The sequence below is a fragment of the Ruegeria sp. F11 genome, assembly GCF_056533855.1.
In genome coordinates this window covers 33,614-56,071 of sequence record NZ_JBQFOW010000006.1, presented here as the reverse complement: position 1 = coordinate 56,071, position 22,458 = coordinate 33,614, and the positions used below count along the sequence as shown (strand labels likewise).

The window sequence follows — 22,458 nt, the reverse complement described above, 5'->3', positions numbered from 1 at the left end:
CCCACGTGTCTTGGTTTTGCGCTCAATAAGATGTTTGGGGGCGACACCCGTGGCCGCCCCCAAATACGTCAGACGAACATCAGGCTTAGCTGCCCGAGCCCATGGTCACTTCGTTTGCAATCGCGTCCTGAGTTTTGGCCAGCTCGGGATCGGCGACCAGGCCATAGTTGGCCAGCGGGCCGGAACCGCCTGCGATTTCATCATGGGTGAAGAACTGCGCGTACTCTTTCAGGCCCGGGATCACGCCGATATGCGCTTTCTTGACGTAGAAGAACAGCGGGCGCGACACGGGGTATTCACCCGAGGCGATGGTCTCGGTCGATGGTGCAACACCGCCCATGGTGGCAACCTTCAGCTTGTCGGTGTTGTTCTCGTAGAACGCCAGACCAAACACGCCGATGCCGTTCGGGTTGGTGTCGATACGGGCCAGAGTTTCGGTGTAGTCGCCATCGATGTCGACCGACTTACCATCGGTGCGGACGTCCAGGCATGCGTCTTCGGCGTCATCTTCGCTCATGCCGCCTGCAACCATGGCTTCCATGGCACCGGTGGCTTCACAGCCTGCCAGCAGAACCTTGTCTTCGAACACTTCACGGGTGCCGTGCTTGGTACCCGGGATGAACATGGCAATCTCAACGTCAGGCAGGTCGCCGTTGAATTCGGCCCAGGTGTTGAAGCTGTTGTCGACCAGAGCGCCGTCATTCATGACCTTTGCGCCGATGGCGTTGTAGATGTCAGCCGGCTGGAACGCGGTGAAGGCAGGGCCCGACTGCTGGCTGGCAAAGACGATGCCGTCATAGCCGATGCGGACTTCCATGATGTCGGTCACGCCATTTTCGGCACAAGCTTTGATTTCTTTTTCGCGGATTGCGCGCGACGCGTTTGCAACGTCGATGGTGTTTTCGCCAACGCCTTCGCAGAAACGCTTCAGACCAGCGGACGAGCCACCCGATTCCACAACCGGTGTCGGGAAGTCGGTGTTTTCACCGAACAGTTCTGCGACGATCGAAGCGTAAGGCAGCACAGTCGACGAGCCTGCAACCTGAACGTTGTCACGTGCGGCAGCGGTTGTGGCCGATACGGCAGCGATGGCAAGTGCCGAAGCCGACAGTTTTACAAAGGACATTTCAGTCTCCCTGAAAAAGGTACAATCTGATCACCCCCATGATGATCCTGGGCATCCCCCTAGGGGCCGTGCGTAAGCCTTTTGTGACAAGTGTGTAACGCTTTTATGACAAGATTAGATTTACTTCATTTTTCCTGTCATCAACGTCCCATCACCATTCTGCGAACGGCGCTATCCGGACGACGAAACGACGCTCACCGGGGCAAAATCACTGTGAAAACAGAGCCTTTCCCAACCTCACTCTCAACGCGCAGACGCCCGCGGTGGCGATTGACGATATGCTTGACGATGGCCAGCCCAAGCCCCGTCCCCCCAAGTTCGCGCGAGCGGTGGCTGTCGGCGCGATAGAATCGCTCGGTGAGTCGGGGCAGATGAACGGGATCGATCCCCGGACCCTTGTCGATAATCTGAACGCGCACAGCCGGACCGCGCATGGCGGTGTCTCGTTCCAGGGAAGCAATACGCATTTCGACGCTGCCACCACTGCCGCCATATTTGATCGCGTTTTCGACGAGGTTGGTAAACACCTGCCGCAACTGATCACTGTCCCCCGCCAGCAGGACCGGATCGTGCGGTGCGCTTAGCGACAAGGTCACACCTGCATCTTCGGCCAGCGGTTTCAGCGAATTCAAGGTGGATTGCAGAAGGCCCGTCAGTTCCAATTGTTCTTTCGGCCGAATGCGTTCATTGCTTTCCACCCGGCTGAGGGACAGAAGATCGCCAACCAGACGGTTCATCCGATTGGCTTCATCCGCCATGATCTGCAGAAACCGATCCCGCGCCGCCTCATCATCGCGCGCAGGGCCGCGCAGAGTTTCGATGAACCCCATCAGCGCGGTCAGCGGGGTCCGCAATTCATGGCTGACATTGGCCACAAAATCGCGGCGCATCTGGCTTGCCTGCTCCAGATGTGTGACGTCCTGAAAGATCACCAGAGAGGCACCGCCTGACACAGCGCCGACCCCATTCATGTACCGGAACTGAACGTCAAATGTCGTGTCCTGCGCGCCGTCGTTCGACAGATGCCGGGTCTCGGACCGGCCCTTGGTGCGCAGGCTTTGCTCCATCGCTTCGATGACCTGAGGCTGCCTCAGGATCGTGGCGAAATGCCTGCCTTCGATGTTCTGTCCCAGCAAGATTCTGGCATCGATATTGGCCGCAATAATTCGCTCGGTTTGATCGACCATCAGAGCGGGCATCGGAATGGCCGAGACAAATTCGGCAAGCAGGTCATCAGACATTTTCGTTACTCAGCGATGAATACCCGCGCCCTAGCCTACGGGCTTCATAGTTTCGCGAAACTTGCGCATGTTTTCCTGATAGTGCAACGCGCTGAGCGTCAACTTCTGCGCCATCGCCTCATCCACGTCGCGGACGATCTTGCCGGGCGATCCCATGACCAGCGAGTTGTCAGGGATTTCCTTGCCTTCTGTGACCAGAGCGCCCGCGCCGATCAGGCAGTTTTTGCCGATCTTGGCCCCGTTCAGAACAATGGCTCCCATTCCGATCAGCGTGTTGTCACCAATCGTGCAGCCATGCAGCATGACCTTGTGGCCGATGGTGCAGTTCGCCCCGATCGTCAGTGGATAGCCCGCGTCGATATGCATGACGCAGTTTTCCTGCACATTGCTGCCCTGCCCCACACGAATTTCCTCGTGATCGGCGCGGATCGTACAGCCAAACCAAACCGACGCGCCCTGCTCCAGAACCACCTTACCGATCAGATTGGCATCCGGCGCGACCCAGGTGTCCTCGTGAATATGCGGTGTGTTGTCTCCCAAAGCGTAGATGGTCATGACAGCCCCTCGAATTCGTTTTGCAGTTGCCGGACGTGGTCCTGCAATGACGGTTGCTGAATGCGGCGCATACGCTCGGCGCTGACAATCGTTTTTAGCTTTTCTTCCGTGGAATCCAGATCGTCATTGACCAGAACGTAATCGTAATAGCCCCAGTGGCTGATCTCATCCCAGCTTTTGAGCATCCGCTTGGCGATTACGTCCTCACTGTCCTGCCCGCGCGTTTCCAACCGACGGCGCAATTCGGGGATCGAGGGCGGCAGGATGAAGATCGACAGCGCGTGTTTGCCCAGATCCGAATTGCGGATCTGAACCTCGCCCTGCCAGTCCACGTCAAACAGGACATCGCGCCCCGAATTAATCGAGTCGCGCACCGGACCGGCGGGCGAGCCGTAGAAGTTTCCGAAGACATGCGCATGTTCCAGCATTTGCCCATCGCGGACCTGCTGTTTAAAGGCGTCTTCCGTCAGGAAGTAGTATTCGCGCCCGTGTTCTTCGCCTGGACGCGGCGCGCGGGTTGTTGCAGACACTGAGAATTCCAGATCGGTGTCCCAAGCCATCAATCGGCGGGCCAGAGTGGATTTGCCCGCGCCCGAGGGCGAGGACAGGATGATGAGTAGGCCGCGACGATCCGCCATGTCACTGGTTTCCTTTATTATTCAACATTTTGCACCTGCTCGCGCATCTGGTCGATGACGGCCTTCAGCTCCAGCCCGACCGAGGTCAGCTCAGCGCTTTGCGCTTTCGAGCACAGCGTGTTGGCCTCACGATTGAATTCCTGCATCAGGAAATCCAGCTTGCGTCCAACCGCGCCGTTCTGGGTCAGCAGATCACTGGCTGCCGCGACATGGGCGGTCAGGCGGTCGATCTCCTCGGTGATATCGGCCTTGACCGCGATCAGTGCCAGTTCCTGCGCCACCCGGTCTGGGTCTGCCCCCTGCGCATTGTCCATCACACGGGCGAGGTTTTCGCACAGAGCGTTAGCCATCTTGTCCTTGCGCTTTTCGGCCAGATCAGCCGCCTGCGCGGTCAGCGCCGCGACCTGATCCAACTGGGCGGTGAGGACCCCGGCCAAAGCCTCACCCTCTTTCCCGCGCATCTCGATGAAGGCGGCCAGAAGCGGAGCAAACTCCTTGGTCAGATGCGCGACCAGAGGGGCCGGGTCGTCGGCCTCAGCCCCTGCTTCCATCATGCCCTTCATGGCCAGCAGATCAGCGGCGCAGGACGGCGCAAGCGTGATACCACCCGCGGCGGCCATGTCCTGTGTTTGCTTCAACGCATCCAGCGCGGCGGTCATGGCGGTTTCGTTCAGCGCCAGATCGGGCGTAGATTCATCGCGACTGACCCGCATCGACAGGGTGACGTTACCCCGGCTCAGCGATTTGGACAGCGTCGCGCGCAAGGCGGCTTCAAGCCCTGTCAGCCACTCGGGCACACGGATGCGCATGTCCAGACCTTTGCCGTTCACGCTGCGCAATTCCCACGTCCAGCTATGCGGCCCGAACTCGCCCTTGCCTGCGGCGAACCCGGTCATGGATTTGATCATGACTGCCCTTCCTTAATCTGCCCTACTGCTGCCCGCTTGCTGCACCTAATGCTATTGAGCCATGCAGGGCAAGACTCTGCTGAGAAAGCAAATCTTCTGCAGTGGTTAACCATTCGTTAAGGAATTGCTCCAAAATAGACTTAACCCGTGTCAATCTCGCGACAGGACATGCAGTTGCGCCATAGATGCACCCGATGCGTTGCATTCTACTAAAATGGTGATCGGTTGATGCTAGGGTTATGAAAATGAAAACCTTTTTCGGGATTGGTTCCGGGTCAGAAATTGGAAAGATCGTCGCAATGGATCGCTTTGACAGTGGGCGCAGCCTCTCGCCGATCCGACAGGCCGAGGCTTATTGGTCCGCCCTGTTAACCGGTGACGGTGTGCCGATGCGGTCGCAGATCGACCCGCGCGGGTTAGAGAATGTTCTGGAATATACGTTCATATTGGAACGCATCGCGCCCGGTCTGGCGCGGTTTCGGCTGGCCGGAAGCCACATGAACAAGCTGGCGGGGATGGAGGTGCGCGGGATGCCGCTGACCTCATTCTTTGAACCCGAAGGGCGCGTGGCCATCAAGGACACGCTGGAGCAGGTTTTCGCGGCTCCGGCCATTGCCGAGCTTGGGCTGGTGTCCAGCGGCGCGATGGGGCGCCCGCGTCTGCAGGCGCGCATGATCCTGTTGCCGCTGAAAAGCGATCTGGGCGATGTCAGCCGGGCTTTGGGCGTTATGGTCAGCGACGGCACCATCGGCCCCACGCCGCGCCGCTTTTCCATCGCGGATACGCGGATCAAAGCTGTTTCCGAGATTCAGGCCCCTGCAAAGCCCACCGTTCAGGAGGCCGAAGGCTTCGCCGAAGATCAGGCTGATTTCAAAGCCCCCTCCAGCCATCTGCGGCTGATCTATTCACGCGACGACTGACGAAAAAACGGCGAGCCATCGGCCCGCCGTTTCCTTTTCATCTGTATCTGCGATCAGCCTGCGGCGCGCTTGGAACCGTTCCGGCGCAGGTTGGTCAGTTCCTCTGCCACAAGGAAGGCCAGTTCCAGCGACTGCGACGCGTTCAGGCGCGGGTCGCAGGCGGTGTGGTAGCGGTCCGAAAGGTCCTCTTCGGTCACGGCGCGCACACCGCCGGTGCATTCGGTGACGTCCAGACCGGTCATCTCGAAATGCACGCCGCCGGGGATGGTCCCTTCGGCCTGATGTACACCGAAGAAGTCGCGCACCTCGCGCAGCACCGAGTCAAACGGGCGTGTTTTGTAGCCCGTGGCCGACTTGATCGTGTTGCCGTGCATCGGGTCGCAGACCCAGGTGACCTTCGCACCCTCTTCCTTGACGGCCTTGACCAGACGCGGCAGATGCTCACCCGCCTGGCCCGCGCCGAACCGGGCGATCAGGGTCAGGCGACCCTCTTCGTTTTCGGGGTTCAGCTTGGACATCAGAACTTTCAGGTCCTCGGCGGTCGTGGTCGGGCCGCATTTCAGACCAATCGGGTTCAGAACGCCGCGTGCGAATTCAACATGCGCGCCGTCGGGCTGACGGGTGCGGTCGCCAATCCAGATCATGTGACCCGAGCCTGCCAGCCAGTTGCCCGAGGTGGAATCGAGACGGGTCAGCGCCTCTTCATATTCCAGTAGCAGGCCTTCGTGGCTGGTGTAGAACTCGACCGATGAGAATTCATGGGTGGTGTCTGCGGTGATGCCTGCAGCGCCCATGAAATCAATCGAATCCTGAATGCGGTCAGCAATCTCGGAATATTTCTGAACGTCCTGACCGTCGGCAAAGCCCAGGGTCCAGGAATGCACATGGCTCATATCGGCGAAACCGCCGGTCGAGAAGGCACGCAGCAGGTTCAGCGTAGCCGCCGCCTGTGTGTAGGCCTGCAGCATCTTACCCGGATTCGGAATCCGCGCCTCCGGCGTGAAGGCCAATTCGTTGATGATGTCACCACGGTAGCTGGGCAATTCCACACCATCCACAACCTCGGTCGGGGCGCTGCGCGGTTTGGCGAACTGACCCGCCATACGGCCCACTTTGACCACTGGAACCTTAGCCCCATAGGTCAACACCATCGCCATCTGCAGCATCACCTTGAACGTGTCCCGGATCGCGTCCGCGCTGAATTGTTCAAAGCTTTCAGCGCAATCCCCGCCCTGCAGCAGGAACGCCTCACCACGGCCAGCGGCACCCAGATGTTGCTTGAGCCGTCGCGCTTCGCCCGCAAAGACCAGCGGGGGATACTGCGAAAGCTGGGCCTCGACCTTGGCCAGCGCGGCCGCGTCGGTATAGTCTGGCATCTGAACCCGGGGCTTGTTGCGCCAGTTCGTTTTTTGCCATTCGGTCATAGCTTTGATCTCCGCTGAAGTATTCAGAGGGTCTCTATACAAAAAGCTTTGATGAGTGACCATATCCCATTTGCGCCTCTTGACGACGCAAACAAGCTTTGATCATGGTGGCTGCCATATCTGTCGCCGGACGCACCGTCACAAGGCGTCGAATAAAGGACAAATCGCCATGCAAGAGCAACGCCAAGTTGTCACAGTGGACGGAAGCACAGACAAGCCCGTCAATTTCGTTTTTGTCCTGCTGGACAAGTTCTCGCTTTTGTCCTTTGCCTCGGCGCTGGACAGCCTGCGGATCGCCAACCGTATGGCCGACCGCACGATCTACACGTGGACGTTGGCCGGGGAAGGTGGCGAGGTTGTGTCTTGCTCGGCCGGGACGACCTTTAAGCTGGACGCCGATTTAGGCGAGTTGCAGCGCGATGAGGTGATCATGGTCTGCGGCGGCGTCGATGTTCAGGCCGCCACGACCAAGCGCGTTCTGAACTGGCTGCGCCGCGAGGCGCGCAAGGGCGTCAAAGTGGGCGGGCTATGTACCGCCGCCTATACACTGGCCAAGGCCGGGTTGCTGGACGGGAAGAAAGCGACGATCCACTGGGAAAACTCGGACAGTTTCGCCGAGGAATTCGACAGTGTGGAACTGACAAAATCGGTGTTTCTTGTCGACGGCAACCGGATGACAACGGCAGGCGGAACATCGTCGATTGACCTGATGCTAAAGCTGATCGCCGACGATTATGGCGAGGATCTTGCGAACGCCGTGGCCGATCAGATGATCTATTCCTCGATCCGCACGGATCAGGACACTCAGCGCTTGTCCACGCCTACGCGGATCGGCGTGCGCCACCCCAAGCTGAGCCAGGTCATTCTGATGATGGAGAAAAACATCGAGGAACCGATCTCGCCCTCGATCCTGGCCAAGGATGTCGGTATGTCCACCCGTCAGCTGGAACGCCTTTTCCGCCGCTATCTGAGCCGGTCGCCCAAGCGGTATTACATGGAGTTGCGGCTGCACAAAGCACGCAACCTGCTGATGCAAACCGATATGAGCGTCATCAACGTAGCGCTCGCCTGCGGGTTCGCGTCGCCCAGCCATTTCTCGAAATGCTACCGCGCGCATTACAACACCACGCCCTATCGGGAACGCGGGGCGCAGAGCGGGCGGCTGTCGGTCTAGCCCTCGGGCGTCATGCGGTAGACCGCGCCCTGCCCAACCGAAATGAACCATATCGACCCGTCGGGCGCTTCGACGATGTCGCGAACACGTTCTGTCTGAGGGCCTTTGATCTGTTCGACCTCGCGCAGCGGCGAACCGGCAAGGCGCGCTATGTAGTCGAATTTGAGCGAGCCCACGAATATGTCGCCCTTCCAATGCGGCCAAAGCTTGCCGGAATACACCATTAGGCCGGACGGCGCGATGGACGGGTCCCAGTAGAATTCGGGCTGCTCCATGCCCTGTCTCGACGTACCTTCACCGATCTTCTGGCCGGAATAGTGGGTGCCGTATGAGATCACGGGCCAGCCATAGTTCGCGCCTTTTAGCACAAGGTTGATCTCATCCCCGCCACGCGCGCCGTGCTCGGAAACCCACAGCCTGCCGCGTGCATCCAGCCCCGCGCCCTGCGGGTTTCTATGGCCATAAGACCAGATTTCCGGGCGTATGCCGGACTGTCCAACAAACGGATTGTCAGCGGGAACCGAGCCATCCCGCGCGACGCGGATCACCGACCCCATCACTGTCGCCCGGTCCTGCGCCGAGGGCCGGTCGCCCCGGTCCCCAATCGTCAGGTAAAGCGTGCCGTCCTGCGCCTCGACCACCCGAGAGCCAAAGTGCCGACCACCTGATCCGCCCGGCACAGCCTCGAAAATCACGCGCAGATTCGTCAGCCGCTTGCCGTCTTCTGACAGGCGCGCCACGGCAAGGGCCGTTCCCGCACCGCCGCTTTGAGGTTTCGAGAAGGTCAGAAACACCTCGCGACTGCGATCAAAATCCCGCGCGATTGTGATGTCCAACAAACCGCCCTGCCCCGAAGCGGCAACTTTCAGAACGCCCGATACGCGCTGGATCTCGGAGCCATTGACGTAGAGGATTTCCCCTTCCCGTTCGGTGACCAGAAAGCTGCCATCGGGCAGAATGCCGACCGCCCAGGGCGTATCCAGCCCGCCCACCACTTTCGTAACGCGCACCGGCCCTTCAGCGGTTTGCAGTGTCTCCGCCGTGGCCATACTGGCCCACGCCAGAACGATTATCACGAATGCCCGGATCATCTTAACCCTCCGTCAAATGGCGCGTCTTCGCCTGCGAAACCCATCTGAACAAATAGGGTCTTTGGCTGGAAAAACACTTTTCCGTTAGGACTTTTCTTTTCCGAACAGCTTGCCTAGGGTCGTGCCCAGAACGAATACGTTCATAACAGGGAGTAACCATATGAAAAAGCTGCTTACAGCAACTGCAGCAACCGCTCTGCTTTCGGGCACCGCAATGGCCGAGGATGTCACGCTGGGCGTTCTCTTCGGCTTCACCGGCCCGATTGAATCGCTGGCCCCCGCAATGGGTTCGGGTGCCGAGATGGCAATGGCCGAGGTCACCGAATCCGGCAAGCTGCTGGACGGCGCCAAAGTGACCGCCTCGCGCGCCGACACCGGGTGTATCGACAACGGTCTCGCCACCTCGAACGGTGAGCGCATGATCGCAGATGGCGTTGCCGGTATTATCGGCGGCGACTGCTCGGGCGTGACTGGCGCGATCCTGCAAAACGTGGCGATTCCGAATGGCATGGTCATGATTTCTCCGTCGGCCACCTCACCCGGTCTGTCGACCATGGAGGATAACGGCCTGTTCTTCCGCACCGCCCCGTCGGATGCGCGCGAAGGTGAAGTGATGGCCGACATCCTGAACGATCGTGGCATCAGTTCGATCGCTCTGACCTATACCAACAACGACTATGGCAAGGGTCTGGCGGACGCGATCCAGTCCTCGTTTGAAGCAGCGGGGGGTGAAGTGACCATCGTCGCAGCGCACGAAGACGGCAAGGCCGACTATTCGGCCGAAGTTGGCGCGCTGGCCTCGGCCGGTGGCGACATTTTGGTCGTTGCGGGCTATCTGGATCAGGGCGGTCTGGGCATCATCCAGTCGGCCTTGGACAGCGGTGCGTTTGACACGTTCGGTCTGCCCGGCGGCATGATCGGTGACTCGCTGCCCAACAATGTGGGCCCCGACCTGAATGGCTCGTTCGGTCAGATCGCCGGTTCGGGTGGTGAAGGTGCCGAGAAGTATTTCGCCATGGCCGAAGCGGCCGGTTTCGACGGCTCGTCGCCCTATTCGCCGGAAAGCTATGACGCAGCCGCGCTGTTCATGCTGGCGATGCAGGCCGCAGGCTCGACCAGCCCTGCGGACTATGGCGCGAAGATCATGGACGTCGCCAATGCCCCGGGCGAAAAAATCTATCCCGGCGAACTGGCCAAGGGTCTGGAACTGCTGGCTGCCGGTCAGGAGATCGACTATGTCGGCGCGTCCGGCGTTGAGCTGATCGGCCCCGGCGAAAGCGCGGGTTCCTACCGTGAGATCGAGGTGACCGACGGCGAGAACAAGACAGTCAACTTCCGTTGATCCGAGGTTAACAGTCATAAAAACAAGCAGCCCGGGCCTTGTGTCCGGGCTGTTTCAATGACAAAAGGCCGCACCTCTTACAGGGGGATGGGCAACAACGCCGGTAAACGGCGGCTAGGGGAAAAAATGATCGTCGTCGAAGACGTGCACAAGCATTTCGGCGGGTTTCATGCGGTGGACGGGGCATCGCTGGAAATCCAAAAGGGCTCGATCACCGGTCTGATTGGGCCGAACGGGGCCGGAAAAACCACTCTGTTCAATGTGATCGCCGGCGTTCTTCCGCCGACCAGCGGCAAGGTCCACATGGATGGTGAGGATATCACCGGCCTGCCCCCGCATGAGCTGTTTCACAAGGGCCTGCTGCGCACCTTCCAGATCGCGCATGAGTTTTCGTCGATGTCGTGTCGTGAGAACCTGATGATGGTGCCCGGCGCACAATCCGGTGAATCGCTGTGGAACACATGGTTTGGCCGCAAGCGCATCGCCGATGAGGAACGCGCGTTGCGCGCCAAGGCCGACGAAGTTCTGGAATTCCTGACCATTGAACATCTGGCCGATCACAAGGCCGGTCAGGTTTCGGGCGGTCAGAAGAAACTGCTGGAACTGGGCCGCACCATGATGGTGGACGCCAAGATCGTATTTCTGGACGAAGTCGGCGCGGGCGTGAACCGCACCCTTTTGATGACCATCGCCGACACGATCCTGCGTCTGAACAAGGAACGCGGCTATACCTTCGTCGTGATCGAACACGACATGGATTTCATCGGCAAAATCTGCGACCCGGTCATCTGTATGGCCGAGGGTAAGGTTCTGGCCGAGGGTACCTTGGACGAGATCAAGGCCAATGAGCACGTGATCGAAGCCTATCTGGGCACCGGCCTCAAGAACAAAGACAAGCTGGAGGCCGGGGCGTGAGCGATAATCCTTATCAGGACGACAAGGGCAACAAGGACCTCTCGATCACCAACCCAAAGGGCATGGGCACCATGACCCCCGCTCATCGCAAAAGCGGTGAGACGCATCGGGTCGAGGGCGGCCCCTTTCTGATCGGCGACACCATGACTGGCGGTTATGGCAAAGGGCCGGACATCCTGCACGATTGCACCATCGCCGTCGACAAGGGCGAGATCGCGGTGATCGTCGGCCCCAACGGAGCGGGCAAATCGACCGCGATGAAAGCCGTATTCGGGATGCTGGACGTGCGATCTGGTGCGGTGCGACTGGACGGAGAGGATATCACCGCCCTCACTCCACAGGATCGGGTAATGCGCGGGATGGGCTTTGTGCCGCAGACGTCGAACATCTTCACCTCGATGACGGTGGAAGAAAACCTTGAGATGGGCGCTTTCATCCGCCGCGACGACATCAGCCAGACGATGGAGCAGGTCTATGACCTGTTTCCCATCCTGCGCGACAAGCGCAACCAAGCCGCCGGAGAGCTATCGGGCGGTCAACGCCAACAGGTCGCCGTGGGCCGCGCGCTGATGACTCAGCCGAAGGTGCTGATGCTGGACGAACCCACCGCCGGTGTCTCGCCCATCGTGATGGATGAGCTGTTCGATCGGATCATCGAGGTGTCCCGCACCGGGCTGCCGATCCTGATGGTCGAACAGAACGCCCGTCAGGCTCTGGAGATCGCGGACAAGGGATATGTGCTGGTTCAGGGGCGGAATGCCTATACCGGCACCGGCAAGGAACTGCTGGCCGATCCCGAAGTGCGTAAAAGTTTCTTGGGGGGGTGAGGATGAGACTTTTTCTCACAATAGCAATTGTTTCGCTGCTTCAGACATCCACTCTTTTGGCCGCTTGGGACCAATCCGGGTATCCGGCAAATTGCAGCATGTACGCTGCGTGCGAAAAACAAATTTGCGTTCGAGCAAATTTGCCACTTTCATCGTTGGTTTTGAGCCGTGAGAACGGCGACTATTTCTTAGAAGGAAAAGAAGATCGACGTATCAAACTCGGGTACTTTGAAAATTACGCTCAAGCCGAAACATACATCAAACAAAATCCTAAACCCGACTATTTTGCCGTTATCGTGCCCAACGGTGAAATTGCTGACGCGTTTGGTATAAACCTAATCTCGATAAGTAACTGGGGTCACAATGCGTTTCTGTCTAATCAGATGACAAAACTCAGTTGCAGCGCCATTCGCGGAGGTTTGTACTAATGGACTTCCTTAACGCCCTTGTGGCGCTCTCCAACTTCGTTCTTGTTCCCGCAATCGCCTATGGCAGCCAGTTGGCGCTGGGCGCGTTGGGGGTGACGCTGATCTATGGCATCCTGCGGTTCTCGAACTTTGCCCATGGCGACACGATGGCCTTTGGCGCGATGATCGCTGTGCTGGTCACGTGGGGCCTGCAGGCCGCAGGGGTCAGTTTCGGGCCGCTGCCGACCGCTTTGCTGGCCCTGCCCTTTGCTATTCTGGGCTGTATCGTTCTGGTGCTGATCACCGACCGGCTGGTTTACAGGTTCTATCGAGACCAAAAAGCCAAACCGGTCATTCTGGTCATCGTCTCGATGGGCGTGATGTTCATAATGAATGGCCTTGTGCGGTTCATCATCGGGCCCGATGACCAGCGCTTTTCGGACGGTGCGCGGTTCATCGTCTCAGCAAGGGATTTCAAGGCGATGACCGGTCTGCGCGAGGGGCTGGCGATCAAGACCTCTCAGGGAATTACCGTGATCGTGGCGGTTGCCGCGGTGGTGCTTTTGTTCTGGTTTCTGAACAAGACGCGCACAGGTAAATCCATGCGCGCATACTCAGATAACGAGGATCTGGCCCTGCTGTCCGGCATCAATCCCGAGCGTGTGGTGATGATCACATGGATCATCGTCGCCGCGCTGGCGACTACGGCGGGCGTGCTGTACGGGCTGGACAAAAGCTTCAAACCCTTCGTCTATTTCCAGCTGCTGCTGCCGATCTTTGCCTCGGCCATTGTCGGAGGCCTCGGCAACCCTATCGGGGCCATCGCAGGCGGGTTCATCATCGCGTTTTCCGAGGTCACCATCACCTATGCCTGGAAAAAGGTGCTGACATATCTGGCACCCGAAAGCCTTGAGCCCTCGGGCCTCGTCCAGTTCCTGTCCACCGATTACAAATTCGCCGTCAGCTTCGTGATCCTGCTGATCGTGCTGCTGTTCAAGCCCACGGGCCTGTTCAAGGGGAAAGTGATATGAGCGAGCCCGTCAGAAATACGCTGCTTTTCGTCGTCGTCGGCGGGCTGATCCTGCTGACCGGTTTCACGCAAAGCTGGAATGCCGCGATCCTGATCCTGAATATGGGGCTGATCTCGGCCATCATGTCGATCGGGGTGAACCTGCAATGGGGCTTTGCCGGGCTGTTCAACGTCGGCGTCATGGGATTTGTCGCGCTTGGTGGGTTGGCGGTTGTGCTGGTCTCGACCCCGCCGACACCCGGAGCTTGGTCGGCGGGCGGCTATGGCGTCGTGCTGGCCCTGCTGCTGGGGGCGGCGACGGTTGTGGCGGCAGTGATGGTGGCGCAGATGATGCCCAAAGGGCGTGTGCAGACGCTGGCGATCATCGGCATCCTTGTCGTCGGGTTTTTCGCCTATCGGGCAATCTTCGATCCCAGCATCGCGGCGATTGAGGAAATCGATCCCGCCATCGCAGGCAATATCGGCGGTCTGAACCTGCCGGTTCTGCTGGCGTGGCCTGCCGGAGGTTTGCTGGCCGCCGGTGCCGCGTGGCTGATCGGCAAGACCGCGCTGGGCCTGCGTTCGGACTATCTGGCGATTGCCACGCTGGGCATTGCCGAGATCATCATTGCGATCATGAAAAACGAAGACTGGCTGGCCCGGGGCGTCAAGAACGTCTACGGCATCCCGCGCCCCTCGCCCGTTGTGGGGTATGAGGTCGAACTGCAGCAAGACCCATCCTTCCTCGCCCGTGCGGAATGGTTTGGGATTGATCCGGTCACGGCCTCGACGCTGTCGGTCAAGCTGGGCTATTCGCTGCTGTTCCTGATCGTGCTGCTTCTGTTGCTGTGGATGGCGCAGATGGCACTCAAAAGCCCTTGGGGCCGCATGATGCGCGCCATTCGCGACAATGAGGTTGCTGCCGAGGCGATGGGCAAGGATGTCACCCGCCGCCACTTGCAGATCTTCGTTCTGGGCTCGGCCATTTGCGGCATTGCCGGTGCGATGATGACAACGCTGGACGGCCAGTTGACTCCGGGCACTTATAATCCTCTGCGTTTTACCTTTCTGGTCTGGGTGATGGTGATCGTCGGCGGATCGGGCAACAACTTCGGCGCCGTTCTTGGTGCGTTCCTGATCTGGTTCCTGTGGGTTCAGGTGGAACCCATTGGCCTTTGGGTGATGAACCTGATTACCGCCGGAATGCCAGATGGCAGTGCGCTCAAGGCGCATCTGGTCGAAAGCGCAGCCCATATGCGGTTGTTTACCATGGGGCTGATCCTGCTGATTGTCCTTAGATTCAGCCCAAGAGGGTTAATTCCCGAAAAATAGGCTAAAATCCTCCCAAATTCGGGAACCGCGCCTGAAAGAGGGCGCGGTTTCTTGATTCAGAAGGGATTTTTGAATAAACGGGTGCACCGCTCTGTTGTTTTGGTGCGGTCTGTCCGGCGCTCGCTCACACGAAACTGGCCGATCCGTAACGATCATGAACGCTCACTGATAAGAGTAGATGTTAACGCAATGAAAAAACCACTCCTCCTCCCGATCCTTCTGCCGGTCGTCGCGGCCCTCACGGCCTGCGTGCCCTCGCCCGAGGACCTTGAAACCGCGCCGGTTCAAGTGCCGACCGCCAAAGGCGTTGTCACCTGTCAGCTTTATCGCCAAGACCGCGTGATTTGGGACCGGGCGATTGACTATCCTGCAACCAAAATGTCAGTGGCCGAGGCAGATGCCTTTTGCCAGGAAGAGGGTCGGCGTCGCTTGAATCGGTGATGCACGCCTATCGGGTGCCTTCTTCGGCACTTACCGATTACGGAACAGCCCACCCAGAATACCGCGCACGATCCTGCGTCCGGTCGTGCCTTTCAGTTCTTTAATCACGGCCTCTCCCACCGCCGAAGCGAACGTGTCTTTCCTGCGCACACTCCGGGAGGAGGACCGCCCGACCCGGCTGCCGGAATACCTGCGGGCCGAGGCGTACTCGCGCTCCATCGGCGTTTGCAGGTCCAACACCTCTTCGGCCTCGGCGGCCTCAGCTTCCTTTGCGGCGGCCTCGGCGCGGGCATGCAGGATTTCGAAGGCCGACTTTCGATCAACCGGTTTGTCATATTTTTCAGCCATCGGGGACGCCTGCAAAATGGCCTTCCGTTCGGCATCGGAAATCGGCCCCAACTGAGACCCCGGAGGTCGAATCAAAGTGCGTTCAACCACGCCCGGCACGCCTTTCTTCTGCAGCATCGACGTGACCGCCTCACCCACTCCGACCTCACGAATGGCGGTTTCGGTGTCGAAGTCCGGGTTCTCTCGATAGGTTTCCGCCGCCAGACGCAGGTTTTTCCGGTCGCGGGCCGTGAAGGCGCGTAGCGCATGTTGGACGCGGTTGCCCAACTGGCCCAGAATATCCTCGGGGATGTCCGCCGGGTTCTGGGTGACAAAATACACGCCAACCCCTTTTGACCGGATCAGACGCGCGACCTGTTCAACCTTATCGACCAGCACCTTGGGCGCGTCGTCAAACAGCAGATGCGCCTCGTCAAAGAAGAACACTAGCTTGGGTTTGTCGGGGTCACCGACCTCGGGCAGTTCCTCGAACAACTCGCTCAGCAGCCACAGAAGGAACGTCGCATAGAGGCGTGGCGATCCCATAAGCTTGTCCGAGGCAAGGATGTTCACCATCCCCTGCCCGTTTTCATCCCTGCGCATCAGATCGGCCAGATCGAGCGCCGGTTCGCCAAACAGCTTTGTACCGCCCTGATTTTCCAGCACCAGCAAGCGCCGCTGGATCGCACCGATCGAAGCGGTCGAGACGTTGCCGTACCTCAAGGACAATTGCGCCCGGTTCTCGCCAATCCAGACCAGCAAGGCCTGCAGATCTTTGAGGTCCAGCAGCGGCATCCCCTCTTCATCGGCCACACGAAAGGCAATGTTCAGAATACCTTCCTGCGCCTCGCTGAGCTCCATCAGACGTGAGAGCAGCAAGGGCCCCATCTCGGTCACTGTGGTGCGCACCGGATGTCCCTGTTCGCCGAACAGGTCCCAGAACGTGACCGGGCAGGCTGCGTAGGCGAAATCGGCAAAGCCGATACGCGTGGCCCGGTCCTGAAACGCCTGATGCAGCTTGTGGGTTTCGCTGCCCGGCAAGGCCAGGCCCGACAGATCACCCTTGATGTCCGACAGAAAGACCGGAACGCCAGCAGCGGAAAAGCCCTCGGCAAGGATCTGCAGCGTGACCGTCTTGCCCGTCCCTGTTGCCCCCGCGATCAAACCGTGGCGATTGGCGTATTTCAGCGCAAGACCCTGCGGCTCAGCATAGTCCTGACCCGCGCCACCTACAAAAACCTTATCGCTCATATGTCCGCCTTAATGTCCACCGATCCGGCACCAGCATACAAACTTAACCATTGACTGCCATAGTCCAATCGCTGCCTTCGCGGTGCAAGTCGTGGGGGCAGACTTCCTCCCTGTCGACTGGCCGTGCCTTCGGGCACGGCTTTTTTGCCCAACTCTTATGCAAACCTGATGGTGTCATTAAAATTTCAGGTTTGCAGTTGACCCCCGTGCGCCCCTTCCGTAGGGTTTGCGCATAACTAAGTCGGCCAGTCCGACGGGGAGAACCAATTTGAAAGGGAGCTGCTCCACCAGCTCCCTTTTTTCGTGGCCGGGCAAAGCGGTTTGGCAAGAATCCGTTCACTTTCAGAATCGCATATCGCTTAGTGACTGACAGCGGGCCGGAAGGGTGTTAGAGGAAACAAAAAGCTCAATCACCATACCCGAGGCAAGCATGATCAAGAAAATCCTCTCGTTCAATATTGTGGCGGCGGCCCTTATCGGCGGCGCTGTCAGCGCGCAAGAGGCGGCAACGTCCGACGAAACTCCGGCGGCGGAAAACGGCAGCCAGCTCGATCTGGGCGAAACCGGCCCGCGTCTGGGCGAGCAATATGTGAAAGAAGAGACCGGCGACTGGCAAATCTCATGCATCAAGACCGAGGCCGATGCGGACCCCTGCGCGATGCGGCAGTTGCTGAATGGCCAGCAAGGGCAGCCCATCGCGGAAATCACGATCCAGAAACTGCCCGAAGGCAACGCCGCCGTTGCAGGCGCAACCGTGATTGTTCCGCTGGAAACGCTGCTGCAGGCTCAACTGGCGCTGTCGATCGATGGTGCGCCGCGCAAGCTGTACGATTATCACCACTGCAACCCGGTGGGCTGCCTGGTTCAGATGGGGTTCACCCAAGGTGACGTGGACGCGATGAAGGCCGGAAGCACGGCCGTGATTTCTCTGGTTCCGGTCGTCGCGCCCAATCAAGTGCTCGAGATGGACGTCTCGCTGTCCGGCTTCACCGCTGGGTTTGACGGTCTTTCCGTCAACACGAACTAAGAAAACTGACGACAATTACGCCGCCACAACCTTGTGGCGGCGGACACGTTTAAATCTTTTTCAATGCCAGAACCGCGTTCAGGCCGCCAAAGGCAAAGGCGTTGCTTAGCGCCACATCCACCTTGGCCTCGCGCGCTTCGTTTGGCACCACGTCCAGCGCACATTCCGGATCGGGTTCTTCATAGCCAATCGTCGGAGCAATCACCCCGTCGCGCAGCGCCATGATACAGGCCAGCAGTTCCACCGCGCCGGTGCCACCTATCAGGTGGCCATGCATGGATTTCGTGGATGAGATCATCAGGTCATCCGCATGCGGCCCGAACACATCCGCCACCGCCGCGCATTCCGTCTTGTCATTGGCGGCAGTGCCGGTTCCGTGCGCGTTGATATAGCCCACATCGCCCGCGTTTAACTTCGCATCCGCCAACGCGCCCGACATCGCGCGCGATGCACCTTGCTTGCTTGGCATCACGATGTCAGAAGCGTCCGAGGACATCGCAAAACCCACAAGCTCGCACAGTATCTCAGCGCCGCGCGCACGCGCGTGTTCGTATTCCTCGAACACAAAGATCCCGGCCCCTTCGCCCTGCACCATACCGTTGCGGTTGGCGCTGAAGGGGCGGCAGGCGTCCTTGGACATCACGCGCAGCCCTTCCCACGCCTTGACGCCGCCGAAGCACAGCATCGACTCGGACCCGCCGGTGATCATGGCCGGGGCCGCGCCGCTGCGGACCATCTGAAACGCCTGCGCCATCGCATGGTTGGACGAGGCGCAAGCGGTCGAAACCGTGAAACTCGGGCCCTTGAGGTTGTGTTCCATCGACACGTGGCTGGCGGCGGCATTGTTCATCAGCTTGGGAACAACGAAGGGATGAACCCGGTTCTTACCGTCTTCGTAGACCGAGCGATAATTGTCGTCCCAAGTGGAAACCCCTCCACCTGCAGTGCCCAGCACCACACCGGACCGGGCGGCCAGTTCGCCGTGAAATTCGATACCCGACTGTTCAATCGCTTCTTTCGCGGCGGTCAGGGTGAACTGGGTGAACCGGTCATACAGTGACATTTGCTGACGGTTGAAGCGCCCCTCGGCCTCGAACCCGCGCACCTGGCCGCCGATCTTGATCGCCAGCCGGTCAACGTCACGAAACTCGAGTTCCGAGATACCGCAACGGCCTTCGCGCATCGCTTCAAGGGTGTCGGGGACCGAGTGGCCCAACGAGTTGATGGTGCCAGCACCGGTAATGACAACGCGTTTCATAGTCGTTTGTCAGACCTTTTCCGACACAAGCTTTTCGATCCCGGCAATGATCGCGGCCACGTTCGAGATGTCGAAATCGTTGGCTTCGGGTTCGTTGGCGTTGAACGGGACCGAGATGTCGAACTCTTCCTCGATTGCGAAAATGCTTTCGACCAGACCAAGGCTGTCGATGCCCAGATCCTCCAAGGTGCTTTCGGGCGTCACATCAGATGGCTCCAGCACGGCCTGCTCTGCAATGATCGCGATGACGCGGTCGCTGATGCTCATATCGATCCCCTGATTATCAATCTGAGGATGATTTAATCGCTCGGGGACTGTTTGAAAACAGCCTTTTTCAGCGCCTCAACGTCGCGGGCCATGCGCGGCAGGCGGCGCTGGGCTTTATACACATCCGTATGGGTTTCCATCTTGATGCCCGGATAGCCCATAATCACCCGCCCCGCCGGGACGTTAGACAGAATCTTGGTGCCACCGCCCGAGATGACGCCATCACCGATAAAGATATTGTCGACCACGCCGGTCTGGCCGCCCAGAACCACATTGTTGCCGATCTCGACCGAGCCGGACACGCCGGTCTGCCCGCACAGCAGGCAATCCCGCCCGACCCGCGTGTTGTGGCCGACGTGGACGAGGTTGTCCAGTTTCGAGCCATCGCCAATGCGCGTGTTGCGGATCGTGCCATTGTCGACGGTGCAGTTTGATCCGACCTCAACATCGTCACCGATCTCGACCGCGCCCAGCGAGTGGATGCGCAGCCAGCTTTGGGCCTTGGCATCGCCCTGATCGCCCAGCGTCTTGCGCGCGTTCTCGGCACCCGAGACTTCCGGCGTTACATAGCTGAAACCGTCGCCACCGATCCGCGCGCCGGGCTGTGCGATGAAGCGGTCGCCAATCTGCGCCCTTGCGCCAATACTGACCATCTCGCGCAGCACAGCCTGTTCACCTAGAACCGCATCCATGCCTACCACGCAATGCGCGCCAATAACCGTGCCTGCACCAATCCGGGCCCGCGCGCCGATCACGGCCAGCGGCCCGATTGAGGCATCAGCACCAATCTCAGCAGTAGGATCAATCACAGCCGAGGGGTGAATGCCCGGCTCAATCCCCTGCCCCCGATCCAGCATCGCGGTGATCCCGGCCATCGCCATCCGCGGACGCCCGACAAAAATCGCCGCGCGTAAACCCAGCGCCTGCCAATCCGCGCCTTCCCACAGAACAGCCGCGCGTGCATTGCTGTCCGAGAGCGCCTCGGCATATTTGGGGGACGTTGCCATTGCCAGATCGGTTGGCCCGGCATCGACGGGCTCAGCCGCCCGCATGATAGTCAGGCCGGTGTCGCCCTGGCACTCGGCCCCCAGACTGTCGGCGATTTGCTGAACGGTAAACTGCATGGCGGGCTTCCTTTTGGCAGGATTTGCCCCGTGCTTACCCCTGAACGTCCGGCAGGGCCACCCCCGCCTTTTGCAGAGCATCCCAAATCTTGCGATCCCGGTCGTAGACGTCCCGGCGATACTGGATTTCGCCTTTCGGGCCGACATAGGCCGTGCGGTAGATCAGATGCACTGGCACCTTCTTGTCCAACTTGACCGTGGTCTCTTTCCCGGTGTTCAGCACACGGTGGAAAAACGCCTTGGGATTCTCCTCCTGCTTAGCCAGCAGCGCATACGCAAATCCAAACGGGTCCGAGAGGCGGATGCACCCATGCGAGAACGCCCGAACCTCGCGCGCGAACAGACTTTTCTGTGGCGTATCATGCAGATAGATGTTGTACTTGTTGGGGAACATGAACTTCACCAGACCCAGCGCGTTGCTCTTGCTGGGTGGCTGGCGCATAGCAAAGGGGAAGTTACTGCGGGTGAACTGGGTAAAGTCCACCGCTCCCCGGTCCACCTGACGGCCACTACGATCGGTGATCTGGATGTGGCCGACCGCGTTGGGGTCCGACTGCAATTGCGGCAGATATTCCTTGGTGATGATCGAGCGTGGCACATACCAGCTTGGGTTGATCACCATATGCTCCATCTCGTCCGAGAATTCGGGGCTGCGGCGGTCATGTACGTTCTTGCCGATCACGGCGCGGGTTTCGAACGTCACCAGACCGTCATCAACAATCTTGGCCGAGAAATCGGCCTGATTTACAAGGATGTGCCGCTCACCACGTTCACGGGGCAACCAGCGCTCCCGTTCCAGCGCGACATAAACGGCCTTGAGCCGGTCCGAGACCGAGCGGTTGAGTTCCGTGATCGTTCCTTGCCCCGCCACGCCGTCAGGTTCCAACCCATGCGCGGTTTGAAAGGCGCGCACGGCGGCCAGAAGAGTGTCATCGAAGGACGGGCTGGCGGTAGGCTTCAGATATCCCATCGTCACCAGACGATTACGCAGCTTGATCACGTTGGGACCGGTGTCGCCATATTCCAGCTTGGCCACCGGAACAGTCGAACCCCAGCCGCCCTGGTTGATCAACGCTTCCAGCGCCATTTTCTGTTTCATCAGCGCGCGGTATTGGCGCGTCTGCGGGGCCAGCGCCTGAAAATAGCCAGCCCCCTGAGCATTCAGCCCCTGCAAATGATCCGCCGCACTACGCCGCTTGACCGTCCGCACCAGACCATCGTCAACTTGCGCCGGGCGCAGCGTGCCAGAGTAAACATCATCCGCATAGGTCACAAAAACCTGGCTCAGTTCAGCCTCGATCGCGCCCATATCCCGGACCGAGCGCGCCTGTTCCATCCGCTCGATCAGCGCCTTCACATCATAGCGCGCGGCGGGCAATCCATGCATGTGAACATCGGACAGCGCCTTGATCAGGGCCGCGCGCCGTTGGGCATGTTCCAGCGTCTCACCCACCCAGATCGGCGAGAATCCGTTTGTCCGGTAGAACTCGCCAATCCCCGATGACGCGGGCGTTGCCTCGGCAATGGCCATCTGAAAGGCCGTGCCCGGTCTGACATCGCCTGAGGTGTTGGCCACAGCGGCGGTCGCCACGAAAAATGACGTGATCAGGATACTGGTACTGGTCCGAAAAACTGAGAACATGGGATGACCTTGGTTATTCAATATGTTGCGCATATGGGAGATACGCCGGATTAATATCGTTTTTCACTGGTGTGATTGTCTATTCACAATCTCCTTACTCAAATGCTTCTTTCCGCGCATGATGCGCGTTTGCATCGAACGGGTCGCGCAAAAGACTCAGCCCCTCAAAAATGTGCAATTTTACGTCAGGTGCGCAAAAAACTGCCGAAAAT

At 59.3% G+C, this 22,458-nt stretch carries 22 protein-coding genes; 10 read left to right on the top strand and 12 right to left on the bottom strand.

Features of this window, described 5'->3' with window-relative positions:
• Positions 1 to 85: 85 nt before the first annotated feature.
• The 5 genes from ACR0NJ_RS09325 to ACR0NJ_RS09305 form a co-directional block, all read right to left on the bottom strand.
• On the bottom strand, positions 86 to 1,126 hold the full coding sequence (locus ACR0NJ_RS09325; RefSeq protein WP_480816856.1) for a PstS family phosphate ABC transporter substrate-binding protein: 1,041 nt from the start codon (positions 1,124 to 1,126) through the stop codon (positions 86 to 88).
• A gap of 194 nt (positions 1,127 to 1,320) precedes the next feature.
• Positions 1,321 to 2,367 (bottom strand): sensor histidine kinase, encoded by a 1,047-nt coding sequence (locus ACR0NJ_RS09320; RefSeq protein ID WP_480816855.1) that lies wholly within the window; start codon positions 2,365 to 2,367, stop codon positions 1,321 to 1,323.
• Between the two features lie 30 nt (positions 2,368 to 2,397).
• Positions 2,398 to 2,922 carry a gamma carbonic anhydrase family protein gene (locus tag ACR0NJ_RS09315; protein WP_480816854.1) on the bottom strand — a complete coding sequence of 175 codons (525 nt, stop codon included), beginning with the start codon at positions 2,920 to 2,922 and terminating at the stop codon, positions 2,398 to 2,400.
• Entirely contained in the window at positions 2,919 to 3,560 is a 642-nt protein-coding gene (gene gmk, locus ACR0NJ_RS09310) for a guanylate kinase (RefSeq protein WP_480816853.1), read from the bottom strand. Before gmk ends, ACR0NJ_RS09315 begins: the two co-directional genes overlap by 4 nt.
• A gap of 17 nt (positions 3,561 to 3,577) precedes the next feature.
• A complete protein-coding gene (locus ACR0NJ_RS09305; protein WP_480816852.1) occupies positions 3,578 to 4,468 on the bottom strand; it encodes a YicC/YloC family endoribonuclease in 891 nt (296 codons plus the stop codon).
• 299 nt (positions 4,469 to 4,767) lie between these two features.
• Here ACR0NJ_RS09305 and ACR0NJ_RS09300 point away from each other — a divergent pair, with 299 nt between their 5' ends.
• On the top strand, positions 4,768 to 5,388 hold the full coding sequence (locus ACR0NJ_RS09300) for a PAS domain-containing protein (RefSeq protein ID WP_480816851.1): 621 nt from the start codon (positions 4,768 to 4,770) through the stop codon (positions 5,386 to 5,388).
• 53 nt (positions 5,389 to 5,441) lie between these two features.
• Here the strand turns inward: ACR0NJ_RS09300 and ACR0NJ_RS09295 are convergent, their stop codons facing one another.
• Positions 5,442 to 6,812, bottom strand: a complete 1,371-nt coding sequence (locus tag ACR0NJ_RS09295) for a class II 3-deoxy-7-phosphoheptulonate synthase (RefSeq protein WP_480816850.1) — start codon at positions 6,810 to 6,812, stop codon at positions 5,442 to 5,444.
• Between the two features lie 169 nt (positions 6,813 to 6,981).
• Between ACR0NJ_RS09295 and ACR0NJ_RS09290 the strand changes: the two genes are divergently transcribed.
• A complete protein-coding gene (locus ACR0NJ_RS09290; RefSeq protein ID WP_480816849.1) occupies positions 6,982 to 7,986 on the top strand; it encodes a GlxA family transcriptional regulator in 1,005 nt (334 codons plus the stop codon).
• Here ACR0NJ_RS09290 and ACR0NJ_RS09285 read toward each other — a convergent pair.
• Positions 7,983 to 9,077 carry a PQQ-dependent sugar dehydrogenase gene (locus ACR0NJ_RS09285; RefSeq protein WP_480816848.1) on the bottom strand — a complete coding sequence of 365 codons (1,095 nt, stop codon included), beginning with the start codon at positions 9,075 to 9,077 and terminating at the stop codon, positions 7,983 to 7,985. The two genes, ACR0NJ_RS09290 and ACR0NJ_RS09285, sit on opposite strands and share 4 nt — an antisense overlap.
• A 160-nt stretch (positions 9,078 to 9,237) precedes the next feature.
• Between ACR0NJ_RS09285 and ACR0NJ_RS09280 the strand changes: the two genes are divergently transcribed.
• The 7 genes from ACR0NJ_RS09280 to ACR0NJ_RS09250 all read left to right on the top strand — a co-directional run bounded on the left by ACR0NJ_RS09280 (position 9,238) and on the right by ACR0NJ_RS09250 (position 15,350).
• The gene (locus tag ACR0NJ_RS09280) at positions 9,238 to 10,419 is read left to right on the top strand and encodes an ABC transporter substrate-binding protein (RefSeq protein WP_480816847.1); all 1,182 of its coding nucleotides are present in this window, start codon (positions 9,238 to 9,240) and stop codon (positions 10,417 to 10,419) included.
• A 126-nt stretch (positions 10,420 to 10,545) separates the two neighbouring features.
• Complete coding sequence (locus ACR0NJ_RS09275) at positions 10,546 to 11,334, top strand: ABC transporter ATP-binding protein (protein WP_171121450.1); 789 nt, start codon at positions 10,546 to 10,548, stop codon at positions 11,332 to 11,334.
• Positions 11,331 to 12,161 (top strand): ABC transporter ATP-binding protein, encoded by an 831-nt coding sequence (locus ACR0NJ_RS09270; protein ID WP_480816846.1) that lies wholly within the window; start codon positions 11,331 to 11,333, stop codon positions 12,159 to 12,161. The genes ACR0NJ_RS09275 and ACR0NJ_RS09270 overlap by 4 nt, the downstream gene beginning before the upstream one ends.
• A gap of 2 nt (positions 12,162 to 12,163) precedes the next feature.
• Entirely contained in the window at positions 12,164 to 12,589 is a 426-nt protein-coding gene (locus tag ACR0NJ_RS09265; RefSeq protein WP_480816845.1) for a hypothetical protein, read from the top strand.
• Positions 12,589 to 13,599 carry a branched-chain amino acid ABC transporter permease gene (locus ACR0NJ_RS09260; RefSeq protein WP_480816844.1) on the top strand — a complete coding sequence of 337 codons (1,011 nt, stop codon included), beginning with the start codon at positions 12,589 to 12,591 and terminating at the stop codon, positions 13,597 to 13,599. Before ACR0NJ_RS09265 ends, ACR0NJ_RS09260 begins: the two co-directional genes overlap by 1 nt.
• Positions 13,596 to 14,909, top strand: a complete 1,314-nt coding sequence (locus tag ACR0NJ_RS09255; protein WP_480816843.1) for a branched-chain amino acid ABC transporter permease — start codon at positions 13,596 to 13,598, stop codon at positions 14,907 to 14,909. Before ACR0NJ_RS09260 ends, ACR0NJ_RS09255 begins: the two co-directional genes overlap by 4 nt.
• Before the next feature lie 189 nt (positions 14,910 to 15,098).
• A complete protein-coding gene (locus ACR0NJ_RS09250; protein ID WP_480816842.1) occupies positions 15,099 to 15,350 on the top strand; it encodes a hypothetical protein in 252 nt (83 codons plus the stop codon).
• A gap of 30 nt (positions 15,351 to 15,380) precedes the next feature.
• Here ACR0NJ_RS09250 and ACR0NJ_RS09245 read toward each other — a convergent pair whose 3' ends face one another.
• Positions 15,381 to 16,928 (bottom strand): helicase HerA-like domain-containing protein, encoded by a 1,548-nt coding sequence (locus ACR0NJ_RS09245; RefSeq protein WP_480816841.1) that lies wholly within the window; start codon positions 16,926 to 16,928, stop codon positions 15,381 to 15,383.
• Between the two features lie 430 nt (positions 16,929 to 17,358).
• On the opposite strand from ACR0NJ_RS09245, the gene ACR0NJ_RS09240 reads away from it, so the two are divergent.
• The gene (locus ACR0NJ_RS09240; RefSeq protein ID WP_480816840.1) at positions 17,359 to 17,955 is read left to right on the top strand and encodes an invasion associated locus B family protein; all 597 of its coding nucleotides are present in this window, start codon (positions 17,359 to 17,361) and stop codon (positions 17,953 to 17,955) included.
• Between the two features lie 49 nt (positions 17,956 to 18,004).
• Here the strand turns inward: ACR0NJ_RS09240 and ACR0NJ_RS09235 are convergent, their stop codons facing one another.
• From ACR0NJ_RS09235 to ACR0NJ_RS09220, 4 genes are read right to left on the bottom strand one after another with little or no spacing between them, the layout of a single operon-like run.
• Positions 18,005 to 19,213 carry a beta-ketoacyl-[acyl-carrier-protein] synthase family protein gene (locus ACR0NJ_RS09235; RefSeq protein ID WP_480816839.1) on the bottom strand — a complete coding sequence of 403 codons (1,209 nt, stop codon included), beginning with the start codon at positions 19,211 to 19,213 and terminating at the stop codon, positions 18,005 to 18,007.
• 9 nt (positions 19,214 to 19,222) lie between these two features.
• A complete protein-coding gene (locus tag ACR0NJ_RS09230) occupies positions 19,223 to 19,480 on the bottom strand; it encodes an acyl carrier protein (RefSeq protein ID WP_170748843.1) in 258 nt (85 codons plus the stop codon).
• Positions 19,481 to 19,512: 32 nt separating this feature from the next.
• Positions 19,513 to 20,604 (bottom strand): UDP-3-O-(3-hydroxymyristoyl)glucosamine N-acyltransferase, encoded by a 1,092-nt coding sequence (gene lpxD / locus ACR0NJ_RS09225; RefSeq protein WP_480816838.1) that lies wholly within the window; start codon positions 20,602 to 20,604, stop codon positions 19,513 to 19,515.
• Between the two features lie 34 nt (positions 20,605 to 20,638).
• The gene (locus ACR0NJ_RS09220) at positions 20,639 to 22,246 is read right to left on the bottom strand and encodes a L,D-transpeptidase family protein (RefSeq protein WP_480816837.1); all 1,608 of its coding nucleotides are present in this window, start codon (positions 22,244 to 22,246) and stop codon (positions 20,639 to 20,641) included.
• Positions 22,247 to 22,458: the final 212 nt, after the last annotated feature.

Coding starts and splice junctions, on each gene's coding strand:
- ACR0NJ_RS09325 (WP_480816856.1), bottom strand. CDS start 1,126: ATGTCCTTTGTAAAACTGTCGGCTTCGGCACTTGCCATCGCTGCCGTA.
- ACR0NJ_RS09320 (WP_480816855.1), bottom strand. CDS start 2,367: ATGTCTGATGACCTGCTTGCCGAATTTGTCTCGGCCATTCCGATGCCC.
- ACR0NJ_RS09315 (WP_480816854.1), bottom strand. CDS start 2,922: ATGACCATCTACGCTTTGGGAGACAACACACCGCATATTCACGAGGAC.
- gmk (WP_480816853.1), bottom strand. CDS start 3,560: ATGGCGGATCGTCGCGGCCTACTCATCATCCTGTCCTCGCCCTCGGGC.
- ACR0NJ_RS09305 (WP_480816852.1), bottom strand. CDS start 4,468: ATGATCAAATCCATGACCGGGTTCGCCGCAGGCAAGGGCGAGTTCGGG.
- ACR0NJ_RS09300 (WP_480816851.1), top strand. CDS start 4,768: ATGGATCGCTTTGACAGTGGGCGCAGCCTCTCGCCGATCCGACAGGCC.
- ACR0NJ_RS09295 (WP_480816850.1), bottom strand. CDS start 6,812: ATGACCGAATGGCAAAAAACGAACTGGCGCAACAAGCCCCGGGTTCAG.
- ACR0NJ_RS09290 (WP_480816849.1), top strand. CDS start 6,982: ATGCAAGAGCAACGCCAAGTTGTCACAGTGGACGGAAGCACAGACAAG.
- ACR0NJ_RS09285 (WP_480816848.1), bottom strand. CDS start 9,077: ATGATCCGGGCATTCGTGATAATCGTTCTGGCGTGGGCCAGTATGGCC.
- ACR0NJ_RS09280 (WP_480816847.1), top strand. CDS start 9,238: ATGAAAAAGCTGCTTACAGCAACTGCAGCAACCGCTCTGCTTTCGGGC.
- ACR0NJ_RS09275 (WP_171121450.1), top strand. CDS start 10,546: ATGATCGTCGTCGAAGACGTGCACAAGCATTTCGGCGGGTTTCATGCG.
- ACR0NJ_RS09265 (WP_480816845.1), top strand. CDS start 12,164: ATGAGACTTTTTCTCACAATAGCAATTGTTTCGCTGCTTCAGACATCC.
- ACR0NJ_RS09260 (WP_480816844.1), top strand. CDS start 12,589: ATGGACTTCCTTAACGCCCTTGTGGCGCTCTCCAACTTCGTTCTTGTT.
- ACR0NJ_RS09255 (WP_480816843.1), top strand. CDS start 13,596: ATGAGCGAGCCCGTCAGAAATACGCTGCTTTTCGTCGTCGTCGGCGGG.
- ACR0NJ_RS09250 (WP_480816842.1), top strand. CDS start 15,099: ATGAAAAAACCACTCCTCCTCCCGATCCTTCTGCCGGTCGTCGCGGCC.
- ACR0NJ_RS09245 (WP_480816841.1), bottom strand. CDS start 16,928: ATGAGCGATAAGGTTTTTGTAGGTGGCGCGGGTCAGGACTATGCTGAG.
- ACR0NJ_RS09240 (WP_480816840.1), top strand. CDS start 17,359: ATGATCAAGAAAATCCTCTCGTTCAATATTGTGGCGGCGGCCCTTATC.
- ACR0NJ_RS09235 (WP_480816839.1), bottom strand. CDS start 19,213: ATGAAACGCGTTGTCATTACCGGTGCTGGCACCATCAACTCGTTGGGC.
- ACR0NJ_RS09230 (WP_170748843.1), bottom strand. CDS start 19,480: ATGAGCATCAGCGACCGCGTCATCGCGATCATTGCAGAGCAGGCCGTG.
- lpxD (WP_480816838.1), bottom strand. CDS start 20,604: ATGCAGTTTACCGTTCAGCAAATCGCCGACAGTCTGGGGGCCGAGTGC.
- ACR0NJ_RS09220 (WP_480816837.1), bottom strand. CDS start 22,246: ATGTTCTCAGTTTTTCGGACCAGTACCAGTATCCTGATCACGTCATTT.